15 protein-coding genes are annotated in these 13,177 nt (G+C 25.6%); 9 read left to right on the top strand and 6 right to left on the bottom strand.

The window, feature by feature from the left end; all coding sequences use genetic code 11:
• Positions 1–11 precede the first annotated feature (11 nt).
• Positions 12–1,358 (top strand): NADP-specific glutamate dehydrogenase, encoded by a 1,347-nt coding sequence (gene gdhA, locus A6P36_RS02720; RefSeq protein WP_066760751.1) that lies wholly within the window; start codon positions 12–14, stop codon positions 1,356–1,358.
• Between the two features lie 33 nt (positions 1,359–1,391).
• On the opposite strand, the gene rsgA is transcribed toward gdhA, so the two are convergent.
• The 5 genes from rsgA to A6P36_RS02695 all read right to left on the bottom strand — a co-directional run bounded on the left by rsgA (position 1,392) and on the right by A6P36_RS02695 (position 7,211).
• A complete protein-coding gene (gene rsgA / locus A6P36_RS02715; RefSeq protein WP_066760747.1) occupies positions 1,392–2,468 on the bottom strand; it encodes a ribosome small subunit-dependent GTPase A in 1,077 nt (358 codons plus the stop codon).
• 109 nt (positions 2,469–2,577) lie between these two features.
• Positions 2,578–3,063, bottom strand: a complete 486-nt coding sequence (locus A6P36_RS02710; RefSeq protein WP_066760745.1) for a DUF4358 domain-containing protein — start codon at positions 3,061–3,063, stop codon at positions 2,578–2,580.
• Positions 3,064–3,170: 107 nt separating this feature from the next.
• Positions 3,171–4,265: a 6-phosphofructokinase gene (locus A6P36_RS02705; protein WP_066760743.1), complete on the bottom strand. Its 1,095-nt coding sequence runs from the start codon at positions 4,263–4,265 to the stop codon at positions 3,171–3,173.
• An 87-nt stretch (positions 4,266–4,352) separates the two neighbouring features.
• On the bottom strand, positions 4,353–5,189 hold the full coding sequence (locus A6P36_RS02700) for an undecaprenyl-diphosphate phosphatase (RefSeq protein ID WP_066760741.1): 837 nt from the start codon (positions 5,187–5,189) through the stop codon (positions 4,353–4,355).
• A gap of 141 nt (positions 5,190–5,330) precedes the next feature.
• Positions 5,331–7,211: a tetratricopeptide repeat protein gene (locus tag A6P36_RS02695; RefSeq protein ID WP_066760739.1), complete on the bottom strand. Its 1,881-nt coding sequence runs from the start codon at positions 7,209–7,211 to the stop codon at positions 5,331–5,333.
• Positions 7,212–7,306: 95 nt separating this feature from the next.
• Here A6P36_RS02695 and A6P36_RS02690 point away from each other — a divergent pair, with 95 nt between their 5' ends.
• A complete protein-coding gene (locus A6P36_RS02690; RefSeq protein WP_066760737.1) occupies positions 7,307–8,218 on the top strand; it encodes a hypothetical protein in 912 nt (303 codons plus the stop codon).
• Here the strand turns inward: A6P36_RS02690 and A6P36_RS02685 are convergent.
• Positions 8,194–9,060, bottom strand: coding sequence for a helix-turn-helix domain-containing protein (locus tag A6P36_RS02685; RefSeq protein ID WP_066760735.1), 867 nt, complete (start codon positions 9,058–9,060; stop codon positions 8,194–8,196). The genes A6P36_RS02690 and A6P36_RS02685 overlap by 25 nt on opposite strands.
• Positions 9,061–9,335: 275 nt before the next feature.
• Here A6P36_RS02685 and A6P36_RS02680 point away from each other — a divergent pair, with 275 nt between their 5' ends.
• The 7 genes from A6P36_RS02680 to A6P36_RS02655 all read left to right on the top strand — a co-directional run bounded on the left by A6P36_RS02680 (position 9,336) and on the right by A6P36_RS02655 (position 13,053).
• Entirely contained in the window at positions 9,336–10,136 is an 801-nt protein-coding gene (locus tag A6P36_RS02680; RefSeq protein WP_066760733.1) for a hypothetical protein, read from the top strand.
• A gap of 288 nt (positions 10,137–10,424) precedes the next feature.
• Entirely contained in the window at positions 10,425–10,793 is a 369-nt protein-coding gene (locus tag A6P36_RS02675) for a hypothetical protein (protein ID WP_066760731.1), read from the top strand.
• Positions 10,794–10,899: 106 nt separating this feature from the next.
• The gene (locus A6P36_RS02670) at positions 10,900–11,346 is read left to right on the top strand and encodes a macro domain-containing protein (protein ID WP_066760729.1); all 447 of its coding nucleotides are present in this window, start codon (positions 10,900–10,902) and stop codon (positions 11,344–11,346) included.
• 34 nt (positions 11,347–11,380) lie between these two features.
• Entirely contained in the window at positions 11,381–11,551 is a 171-nt protein-coding gene (locus A6P36_RS08250) for a hypothetical protein (protein WP_207644322.1), read from the top strand.
• A gap of 197 nt (positions 11,552–11,748) precedes the next feature.
• A complete protein-coding gene (locus A6P36_RS02665) occupies positions 11,749–12,105 on the top strand; it encodes a hypothetical protein (RefSeq protein WP_066760727.1) in 357 nt (118 codons plus the stop codon).
• 5 nt (positions 12,106–12,110) lie between these two features.
• Positions 12,111–12,482 carry a hypothetical protein gene (locus A6P36_RS02660; RefSeq protein WP_066760724.1) on the top strand — a complete coding sequence of 124 codons (372 nt, stop codon included), beginning with the start codon at positions 12,111–12,113 and terminating at the stop codon, positions 12,480–12,482.
• Positions 12,483–12,519: 37 nt separating this feature from the next.
• The gene (locus A6P36_RS02655) at positions 12,520–13,053 is read left to right on the top strand and encodes a hypothetical protein (protein WP_066760723.1); all 534 of its coding nucleotides are present in this window, start codon (positions 12,520–12,522) and stop codon (positions 13,051–13,053) included.
• Positions 13,054–13,177: the final 124 nt, after the last annotated feature.

The raw sequence follows: 13,177 nt of genomic DNA, 5'->3' as shown, positions 1-13,177 counted from the left end.
AGAGTGAATTAATGAATAATATCAAAAATTATATTGAATCTGTTTATCAAAAAGTGGTAACTAAAAATCCTTCAGAGCCTGAATTTCATCAAGCTGTTTATGAAGTTTTATTTTCTCTTGAACCACTACTTTTAAAATATCCAGAATATATTGAACATAACATTCTTGAAAGAATTGTTGAACCTGATAGATTTATTCAATTTAGAGTTACTTGGGTTGATGATAATGGTAAAATTCAAGTAAATAGAGGTTTTAGAGTACAATTTAATAATGCAATAGGGCCTTATAAGGGGGGGCTTCGTTTCCATCCAACTGTATACTCATCTATAATTAAATTCTTAGGATTTGAACAAATATTTAAAAACTCTCTAACAACTCTTCCTCTAGGCGGTGGAAAAGGTGGATCTGATTTTGATCCTAAAGGAAAATCAGATGGGGAAATTATGAGATTCTGCCAAGCATTTATGAATGAATTATACAAATATATTGGAGAAAACATTGATGTCCCTGCTGGAGATATTGGAGTTTCTGGAAAAGAAATTGGATATTTATTTGGACAATATAAAAAAATCAGAAATGATTTTGCAGGCGTTTTAACTGGAAAAGGAATAAATTACGGTGGAAGTCTTGCCAGAACTGAAGCAACTGGATACGGTGTTTGTTATTTTGCAGAAGAAATGATGAATACTTATGGAAAATCTTTTAAAAACTCTAAAGTTATAATTTCTGGATCAGGTAACGTTGCAATTTATGCAGCTGAGAAAGCAACAGAACTTGGAGCTACTGTAATAGCTATGAGTGATTCAAATGGATATATATACAATGAAAATGGAATTAATCTTTCTATAATAAAACAACTTAAAGAAGTTGAGAAAAGAAGAATCAAAGATTACTTAGAATACGATAAAAACGCAAAATACATTGAAGGATACACAAAAATTTGGGAAGAAAAATGCGATATTGCTCTTCCATGTGCAACACAAAATGAAATAGATGAATCCTCAACAAAAATATTAATTAATAATGGTTGTTTCTGCGTTTGTGAAGGTGCTAACATGCCTTCTACTCCTGAAGCTATAAAAATGTTTCTAGAAAATGGAGTTTTATATGGTCCATCAAAAGCAGCTAACGCCGGAGGAGTTGCAGTGTCTGGTCTTGAAATGTCTCAAAACTCTATGAGATATTCTTGGACATTTGAGGAAGTTGACAATAAACTTAAAGACATAATGATAAATATTTTTAAGGTTTGTTATGAAACTTCAAAAGAATTTTCTCTTGATAAAAATTTCCTTGCTGGAGCAAACATTGCAGGATTTAAAAAAGTTGCAGATGCAATGATCTCTCAAGGAGTATATTAAAAAATAAACGGTATGCAAATTGCATACCTTTTTTTATTTCTTTTTACTTTTTAAATATTTTCTGGCATTTTTTATTCCACCAAATTCTTTAAACATAACTTCAAGCTTCTTGTTTTCTATTTCTCTAAAAGATAATCCATCATATAAAGATTCCTTTTTTAATTTTTCATAGCTTTCCAAACGTCTCTTATCTAAATTTCCTAATTTTATTTGTTCTTGTACAAAACACCCTGGTTCACTTGTATGAGTACAATCTTTAAATTTACATTTAAGAGCCAACTCTTCAATATCAAAAAATGATTTATCTACATCAACTAAATCAAGTCCAATCTCTCTCATTCCAGGAGTATCAATTACAATTCCACCTTTTGAAAGTACTATAAGCTCTCTTCTTGTTGTTGTATGTTTTCCCTTATCATAGTTACTTATATCATTTGTTAAAAAATAATTTTCTCCAATTAAATAATTAATTATAGTTGATTTTCCAACACCAGATGATCCAACAAAACAACCAGTAACTCCAGGTTTTAAATAATTAAATATTTGATCATAAGAACTTTTATCATAACTAGATGTTATAATTATATCTACCCCAAGTATACTATTTGAAACTTCAAATAAAATTTCACTTACATTTTCACATAAATCACTTTTAGTTAATATTATCACAGGTTTAATATTACTATCCCAAGCAATAGCAACATATCTTTCTATTCTATTTAAATTATAATTTTTATTTAATGAAGTACAAATAAACACAATATCAATGTTAGTTGACACTATTTGTGTTTGATTTTTATCTCCAACACCTTTACGTTTAAAAACACTTTTACGAGTTAAAACTTTATGTATAATTCCATTTCCAGCCATATTATTTTCATCATAATCAAGCATAACAAAATCCCCTACAGCTGGATACTCAAAAACTTTTTCTGTATTATATCTAAATTTTCCAGAAACTTCAGCTAACATTTCACCATGTTCTGTAACTACTCTATATAATTCATTATATTGAGAAATAACTCTACCAACTTTCATATTTTCATATTTTTTTGATTCATTAATAAAATAATCATCTATTCCATAATCTAAAAGATTTTTAAAAATCATCCTAACTATCCTCTTTCAAAAATTTCATCCCAAAAATTATCTCAAAAAATATTTTTGTAATCAACATAAAAAAATAACGACTTAAAAAAGCCGTTATTAAAATACAAATTTATTTTACTGCTTTATCAATGTTAGAAATTATCTTATCAGCATCCTCTGCTATAACATATCCCTTTACATCACCATGAGAAAACTTTTTAACATTTTTTACAAGTTCATGTTGAGCTGGTAAATAACTTCCCCATGTAGCATCTAAATCTTTTAATCTTTTCTCTATAGCTTTATCAATTGCACTTTCTTGTTCTTTGCTTGAAAACTTGAAAACAGCAATTTCACTTGCCTGAACATTCATCATACTTATACAAACTGTATACTCTTCAACATTAGATGATTTTAAATTAAATAAACTTTCTAACTCACTTGAAGAAAGTTTTTGTAGCTTTGGAAGTTCAACTCCACTTATAGCTTTTTCATATATTTCATCTGTAGATAAAGATATCTTTTTACTAGAAGAACCTGACCCTAAACAAGAAGTCATAACTCCTAAACATAATACAAAAACTAAAAAAACTGACATTTTTCTTATAAAATTCATAAAAACACACTCCGTTTTATTTAATTGATATTATTTTGCTCAATTAAATATTTTTTTATTCAAGTTATTTTAATAGCAAAAAACACCGTAAAAAACGGTGTTCAATATTAATCTCCAAATCCAATTCCCATTTTCTTTGATATCTCAACTAATTCATGATTAGGATCAACATACTTTTCCTTACCAATTACATCTTCAAGACTAACGCAACTTATTTCGTCACCTTTTAAGCAAACCATGTTACCGAATTTACCTTCGCTAATAAGTCTAGCTGCTGCTGCTCCATACCTCGTAGATAAAACTCTATCATACGTAGAAGTGTTTCCACCTCTTTGAATATGACCAAGAATTGTAGATCTTATTTCTTGGTCCGAAACCCTACCTTCTAAATCATGAGCAATCTTATTTGCTATTCCTCCAAATCTTATTGGATCTGGTGAATCTTCAACAACTTTTGCAACAACAGTTTCACCTGTAATAGACTTAGCTCCTTCAGAAACAACAATTAAAGTATACTTATACCCCTTTGCCTTTCTTTCATTAATTTTATCAACAATCTTATCTATACTATATGGTATCTCTGGAATCAAAATTACATGTGCATCTCCAGCAATTCCAGCGTGAAGAGCAATCCAACCTGCATTTCTCCCCATAACTTCAGCAATCAATATTCTATGATGTGATTCAGCTGTTGTATGAAGTCTATCCAAACAATCAGTAACTATACCAATTGCTGTATTAAAACCAAATGTAAAATCAGTAGAACCTAAATCATTATCTATAGTCTTAGGTACACCTATAACATTAATACCTCTACGTGAAAAATCTCTAGCTGATGTTAAAGTTCCATCTCCACCAATTATAACTATAGCATCAACATTCTCTTTTTTAAGATTCTCTATAGCAACATTTGAAACATCTTTTTTTACTTTTTTCCCGTTTTCTTCAACTATATAATCAAAAAGATTATCCTTATTAGAACTCCAGAGGATTGTTCCACCTTTATGTAAAATATTATCAACCGTATTTATGTCCAAGTTTATATAATCATTATTATATAAACCCCTATACCCAAATCTATATCCTATAACCTCATAACCATATTCTAAAATAGCCGTCTTTGTTACCGCTCTTATAACCGCATTAAGTCCTGGACAATCTCCTCCACCTGTAAGTAAAGCAATTTTCTTAATCTGATTCATAGTAATCCTCCCAATATTTGAGTACAACTATCATCAATTCTAACACAAACATTAATTCATGTAAATACATTGTAACTCATTTATTATCTAAACCTTAATAATATTAAAAACAACTAAAACTATTAATAAAATAGCAATACATATTCTATAATAAGCAAAATATTTCATAGGATATTTTTTAAGAAACTTTATAAATGTATCTACTACTAAAATCGCCACTAAAAATGCTACTAAAAACCCAACAACAAGAGCTATTCCATGATTTGTAGTAAAATTTGTATAATCCATTCCTAAAAGTTCATAAACTGATGCTCCTAGCATAGTTGGAATTGCTAAAAAAAATGAAAACTCTGCTGCTAATTTTGTTGAACATCCAAATACCCATGCCCCAGATATTGTAGAAGAAGACCTACTCATTCCAGGCCAAAGAGATAATATTTGAAAACACCCTATACCAACTGCCTGTTTTAAATTAATATCTTTAATATCTTTTGTTTTCTTATCTAAGTTTCTATTTGAAAAATATTTTTCAACCAAAAGCAAAATAATAGCTCCAACAATCAGCCCAATAGAAACACTAAATGAATTAAACAATTTACTCTTTATAAAATCATTTATTAAAACACCAACAATAGCTGATGGTAAAAATGCTATAAATATGTAAAACCACATTTTAAACCCGTACTCTCTTAAATGAATTATGGAATCTATAATTTTTTTCCTATACAAAACCATAATTGCAAGTATAGCTCCCAATTGAATTACAACTTCATACATATTCACAAAGTCAATACCTGCAGTTTCTGAAAAATTTATTATATCGCTTGCTATTATCATATGACCTGTTGATGATACTGGTAAAAATTCAGTTATTCCCTCAACAATTGCAACAATTACGGACTTTAAAATTAATAAAATTTCCAAAACATTTCCCCCTTAAAAATTTTCTCTATAACACACAATAATTATATTACCACTTTAATGAATTTAATAATGTTAAATAAAAAAAAACTTTAAGCTTTTTTTTATAAATAAGCTTAAAGTTTTCACACAAATTCACACAAATTAGTATAAATAATCTATAAATGGAATCTCCTCACTTGTAGATGTTCCTGAAGCTTCATCATATATAGAATCAAGTTTAAAATAATTTTCTCTTATTATAAGTGCTTCATATTCGCTATAACTCTCATTAAGTCCCTCATAAGCAGCTTTCACATTTGAAAAAGCTCTTTGAATATCTTTTTCAACATTTGCATAATAAGCACCTGCATTATTTAGATTTAAAATATCTTCAGGATCTATTGAATACGCCATTCTAATATTATTAATTCCCTCTTCAACTTCTCCCATTCCAACTAATAAAACTCCAAGTGTTCTATAATAAACAGATTTTTCATTTAAACTTATTGCCTCATAAAGTTTTTCTTTTGCCTCATTGTCTCTTCTCTGATCTATATATATTTTTGCTAATTTATACCTTAAATCAGATTCAAATATAGAAATTTTGTTTGCAAACTCTAAAACTTCGATTGCTTTATTTCCATCATTTAAACTATCTGTATACCTAACTACAAAATTTTTATCTATATTTGTATTTATTAAATCAAGTAATTTCATTTTTAAATAAAAATAATTTATGTTTAAAGATTTATTTTGACTAAGCAATATATTTAATAAAACATCATAACTTTCATAAAACTTATTATTAAGTTCAATACTTTGTTTAACATAATTTAAAGCATCATTAAAATTATTCACACTTAAACTATATTTTGCCAAAGCATAATACACATCAAAAGTTTTATCCTGCATATTTTTAAGTTCATTATACAATCTTGTAGCTTCTTCAAATCTAGAAGAATCAGTCAAAATTTCTAATTTTACGATTTTAGGCAAATTTTGATTTGGATATTTCTTCATAAACTCATCTATATCTTCAATATTTATCTGCGTTCTTGATAAATCTTTACTATTAGCTTTTGCTCTTAATAATCTTAATCGCTCATTTCCTCCGCTTTGCTCAATATACGAATCTAAAGTCCTATTTAATTCATTAAGGTCATAAGAAACCATCATATCTATAACACTTAACACATTAATGTTATTAATATCTTTACTTAATACTTTATCTAAAGCCTCTATAGCTCTATCAAATCTATTGAAAATTACACTTAATTTTGCGTAACATAAAATAGAATTCACATCTTCAATATTATCAAGCATAATTGAAGAATAAATATTTATGGCTTCCTCTTTATTTTCCATCAAAAGAAAATATATTATTTCTCTTTCCAAGAATAATATATCATTTCCTAAACTTTGCCTATTTTTATCTAAAATATTTTTTGCTTCCTCTAAATTATTTAACAAAAGAAAATTATCTAGCAATCCATAAACATTATTTTTATGTTCTTCATCATTTCTTATAAGAGTAATCTGCTCTACCCTACCTTTTAATTTTAACAGTTCTTCCTGTGCCTGAGAAAAATTATTAATACTACTTAACATAATAACAAGTTCAAAATGATTTTCAAAAGAATTACTAGAGTCTGATCTATACGCGTCGATTAAAGTTCTAAAATCTCCTTCTATTATATAATCTAAAGAATTGTTTATTGCACTTAATACTTCTTTCTTGTTATCAATTTTATTTACAAACACATCTACATTTCTCTGAACTATATCTCCACTGCCTGTAATCACATAAAAAAATACCAAAAATATTGCAAAAAAAGAAGAGAACATCATCTTTTTAAAAAATCTATTCGAAGGTAATACCTTATAATTTTTTCTAACATCTTCTTCTCTCAAGTAGTTAATTATCTCATACGGTGACATTTCTTCAAAATTGGGCTTATTCTTATTTTTTTTCAAAAGCTTTTCGAACCGTTCAAATCGTTCAAACTGCATTTCCTCACTATTGCCCTCAAATTTTTTCATCATATAAAAAAACCTCATTTAACTACATTTTTAATGTTTAGTTTGAGAATAATAAATACAAACTTTTCAAACAAACTACTTACAAGGCGGATTTCACCATGAAATTTTTAATTAAACTATCAATAATAATTTCACTTTTTACAGGGTACTATCTTTGTACTTATGATAACTATTTTTCGGAATTTCTATACAAAGCAGCATTCTGTATTGAAAATACTAAAGAATATATAAACCATATTGTACTACAAAATAAACATATTAACAACTCAACTACAAAAACTAATACTTCAGAGCTTATGAATGAACATTTCATAACTATTTTCGATGAAAATTGTGCAAATGATAATATGTATAAAACTTTAAATTCTTCAAATTTTTCAATTTTAAATTTAAAAGAAAATGAATTCCATGAAGATTTAAAAAATTCTCTTAAATTTTTAAGACGTGAGGATTTTTTAATAATAGAAAACGAAACTAATTCTAATAACAATCCAGATTTTCAAACTTTAAATGAAAATTTATATAGATTTTTTAAATACAATGATTTTTCAATTGCATATTTAAAACCAAAACTTTTAAATAACAAAAACCTTCTATCTATATATAAATATTTACATATTTTAGAAAACAATTTTTACATACCAATTGTTTTAATAGATAAATCAAATTTAAATGAAAATTTATTAAAAAGTATTTCACATAAAAAAAGCTTATTTATAGTTTTAGATGATAATTTTTCAATTTCTTCTTCAAAAAATATTCCCATTTTACACACTGGGTCTTTTGAAAATTTTAATTTATTTTTTCAAATTAATTTATTTATTTCAGATTCATCACTTAAAAAAATAAGATTTAAAATTTTTCCTATAGATATAGAAGGACATACTCCCTCAAAAGAAAATTTTCAACAAATTTTGGACAATTTTAACACAAATTATAAATTTAAATTCCATTTTAATGAAAATGTTGACTATATTTATTTTGATTATGATATACTCAAAAACAATTGACTTAAATATCCTTCAATGCAATGTTCATCAAAAAAATCTGCAATTTTTATTGAACGCTCATTGCAAAAAAGGAAAATTGTATCCAATTTAACATATCTTGGAATCTTACTTCCTTTAGGTTCAAGGATATGTTTTATATTTTGAATAGACTCCTTAAGATCAATAACCACTGAATCATAATCAAAATTTTTCTTTTCAAAATTAAAGAAATCCTTAGGACTTACTCCCAAGCTTTTACATATCTTTAAAAATCCGTGTAATGTTGGAAATGTATTAGGATTTATAGCAATATTTCCTCCAACAATTCTCCCTTTAATTTCCTCCAATTCATAAATTCTATTATTGAAATCATCAATAGTTATTTGATTTTTTATATCATTTCCTTTAGTCTCATATATCTCATTCTTTAAGAAAAATTCTTCTGGTGTAATTTCTAACACATCCAAATATTTATAGAAAGTATCTAATGACATTATTATTTTTGCACTTTCATGTCTTGATATTGTTTTATAATTTATATTAATTTTATCTGATACATTAACTAATGTTAATTTATTACTTAATCTAATTTCTTTTAATTTTTTACCTAAAAACACAAAAAATTCCTCAAAAGTTTCAAAGGAATTTTTAAAAACATATGTATAACTATCAAACATTAATAAATTCCTTATATCTACATCTAAAATTTTAGATGCTTGAAAGAGAGTTTTAAATTTTGTACTGCCTTTTTCAACTACATTATAAATACTACCCGTATTTTTTTTAAAATAAGCATAAGAAATTCCATTAAGTTTAATATATTTATCTATTTTATTTTTTAAATTGACTCTAAACTTATCCATAAAAACAAACTCCTTCTTAAACATTGTATTGACAATCCCGAAATGATTAGATATACTTAAAACAAAACCAAAACAAATTCAAAAGTTTCCCAGGCGATTGAATTTGTTTACCTAGCATTAGTACCAATCTATAGCACCAATATCAAATATAATTAAATACCACTATCTAAATGGCAATAACTCAAATATCAAAAGCATTAAAACAAATTAATATTTCAATACCCTTTCACTTCACGTCAATATTTACTTAATCTTAAAGAAAGGAGCTTGTCTAAGTGAGTTTTTTAAATTTGGCTATAAAATCTAATTTTATGTCCAATGGATGTAAACGCTATTACAAATATTTAGTAAATCTAACTAAAATGTCCAAGTTTAAAAACTGGAAAATAAGTGATGGTAAATATAAAGATCACAACTTTGTAATCGCCACAGATACTTATGTTTCTGAAAAATTAAACATGGGTTTAACTAGCATTTACAGATATAAAAAAACTCTTCAGTCTTTAGGATTAATAGACATTTTAACAAAATTTACTACCAAAACTAACCAACGTAGAAACTACCATAATAGACAATTAACGGTAGTTCTAAAAACCGTGCCTAGAAAACTTATAAGTAAATCTCTAGTATTTTGCAGCAATATCAAGAATGCCAAAATCCTTAAACTTTCTACTGCTATTGTATCATATTTCAGTAAGAAATTAAATACTACTATGCTTAACATTCACGCGAAAATAAGAAATTTGTTGAATACTGTAGAAAATAATAGAAAATCTTTGAATAACAATGATTTTTCAAATAAAGAAAATGTACAAGCTGTAATTAATTTACTCAATACATATAACATTAACTTCAAAAAATATGAAATCAAATATTACATAAAGATGTATGAAACATCAAAAGACAAATTTATAAAAACCTGTAAATATTGCAGCGATAAATATATGTATGCACCACTCAAATACTTTTCTAAGGTATTTGAATCACATAAACCTAAAGATAGATTTTTTAATTTTAAACAAAGAGAATATGATTACGATGATTTAGAAAAATTATTAGTCAATAAATTTGATTAGGAGGTTACCATGAATTTTTATAATGACGATACCAATGCAGTTGTTTTAGAATGTCCTGGACAAATCTCAATATTTGATTTATTAAAAGGGTCATATGAATAGAGTTTCAATTTTAACCTAAGAAAAACAATCTTTAATAAATAGATTAAATAACCATAAATCCCTATTAGAGAAAGCAAAATCAAAATATGAACTAAAAAAAATCAATTATGAAATACAACAGATAAATGAAAAAATAAAGTTTATAGATTTGATTTTAGACAGTTTATAAAATATGGAGTGAACAAAATGTTTAAAATGATTTTACCTATATACCCTGAATATATAGAACTTATAATTAAAGGTAAGAAGAAATATGATTTCAGAAAATTTTATTGTAAAGCATTAATCAAAACAATTTTGTTATATGTAAAACATCCAGTAAAAGCAATAGTCGGAGAAGCTAAAATACTTAATATTATAAAAAACACTCCAGAAAATGTATGGAAAATAACTAAAAAGTTTGCAGGAATGTCTAAAGAAGATTTTGATGTTTACTATCGCGATAAAAACGTAGCTATAGCCTACGAATTAGGAAATATCAAAATATATAAAACTCCTAAATCCCTTAAAGATTTCAATTTAGATATTGTACCAAGATCATTTGCTTATGTTTAATATCATTTTACCAACGCTAAGAAAATGATATTTCATATTCTAAAAATAAAAACCATTTTGCCAACATCAGCAAAATGGTTTTCAAAATACATAAAGGAGTATTTACATGATACACTTTACCACTGGTAATTTATTAAATTCATCTGCTGAATATTTAGTTAATGCTGTAAACTGTGAAGGTATTATGGGGAAAGGATTAGCTTATCAATTTAAACTTAAATTCCCTAAAATGTACGAAGATTATAGAAGGGCTTGTAAAAATGGAACTTTAACCATTGGTAAATTACATTGTTATAAAGAAAATAACAAAACAATAATTAACTTCCCTACTAAAGATAAATGGACACAAAAATCTGATATAAAATATATAATAACTGGTTTAAACAAATTAGTCGAACTTACAAAAATATTAAATATTAAAAATATTGCAATACCTGCATTATGTTGTGGTAATGGTGGCTTAAATTGGAAAATAATTAAATTAGTAATAATTAATAAATTAACTCCACTTAAAAACCATATTGATATATTTGTATATGAACCATTTTGTTGACGTCAATAGAATAATAGAAAGGAACTTATTTATATTGTTTAACCATAAATTTTTAAAATCATTACAAAAAGAACTTGGAAGTATTGATATAAATTTAGAAATGAATCGAGAAATGTTAAATAAAGGAATGAATAAACTCAATACAATTAATAAATTAACCATTACTCTTGTTTATTTAAATGATAAAAAAATAAAGAATATTTAAATATAAAGACAGAGGAATACCCTATTTTGGAGCAATTTCTTAAAAATATAAAAGAACGTATTATACTTTTAGAACAACTTAGAAAATTAAAAGAAAGAGAAATTGATTTTACAAATAAACATTTAAAATTATAAAAATATCTTGATATTTTTAGATTGAATAAATACTTAATATATTACTTTACATAGGAGGTAACAATGTTTATTTCTATGCCAACATTCAGAGAAATATCAAGAATGTTTGAGTTTGAATGTAAAGCTGAAGAATGTAGGTTTGCATATGAATATACTTGGATATTATCAGACTTACAATGCGATGAAATTGTATTTGAAAAATTATTTAACAAAATTAAATCTATAATAAAAGAATATAAGGAAAATACAGAAACGTTTGATAGTTTTAATCAATTTGTTAATGATATATCTGAATTATTATATTTAGATAATCCATTTCTTGAATTTTTATATAACAGAATTTATATATCCATTTTATTGGCGTGTATTGTTGTTCTTGATATTAGAGACTATCTCTTAAATTCTCCAACAAAGGAATAATAGATATGATAACTACTTTTAGGGAATTAAAGGATTTTTTCAACACATGTAGTCATGAATATATAGGTATTCTTTATAAAACGCCTAATTTAAATTTTTCAATCGAACTTCTAAACAAATATTCTAAAAACGATTGGATCAACTACATAGAAAATGAAATAAAAAAATATTTAAACATATATGATTTCTGGTGTTTTTATAGTATTGAAGAAATAGAACGAATGCCAAGATTAAAAGAGTATTTTAACAAACAACTTGATGAATTTATCATAAACAAATATGGCTCTTTATGGTTTGTAACTAATTTTATTACTGAAATAACAAAAGTTTATTCAAGTAATAATTTGTTCGATATTATAGAAAATTTAAGATTATAAATTATGCTGAAATATAGTTATAGAAAGGAAATTTAAAATGAGTAAAGAGATAACAAAAGAACTTGAAAAAGTTATTGACCTACTCCTAGACCAATCATCAAATGAAGGTGAAGAATTTCTAAATTCTAATAAAGATATTATTCAAAAATTTGAAGAATTAAAACAACAATATAAATCAAATTATACATTTATAGAATCTCTTAGATTTTTATTACTGCCTAAAATTGCTAAACTTATATGTGTTACCTTAAATATTACTCTAAATTTAATGATAATTGAAAATCTCTTTAAAGGTACTTATGAACACTTTTTCGAACAGTACATATATAAAACAGAAGGAAGTGCATGTTCATCAGATAAAGTATTTTGTATATTGGGTGGTCTAATATTTTCAATTATTCATAATAAAAATATCCCTTTATATTTTACGTATGAAGGACATGAAAATATTAATAAATCTGAATGGAACGAACAAGCATACTGGAGTCCTAGAACAATAAAAGATACAGATGAAGCCTTTAAATTATTCAATGATTGGTATTATATTAAATTAAATCAAAAAGGAAAATAAATGTGTAAAATAATTAATTTTAGAATAATACAATTATTTAAAAAAACTACTTATAGAAAGTCTACTCCTAAATTAAATGGTTTTAAATTAATAAAATTACGATAACCATGGACTACATAAAACA

It is taken from the genome of Candidatus Arthromitus sp. SFB-turkey (genome assembly GCF_001655775.1).
In the GTDB taxonomy this organism is placed as follows: domain Bacteria; phylum Bacillota; class Clostridia; order Clostridiales; family Clostridiaceae; genus Dwaynesavagella; species Dwaynesavagella gallinarum.
Note: the sequence above shows the minus strand (reverse complement) of the source record. Positions and strands in the feature narration are given on the sequence as shown.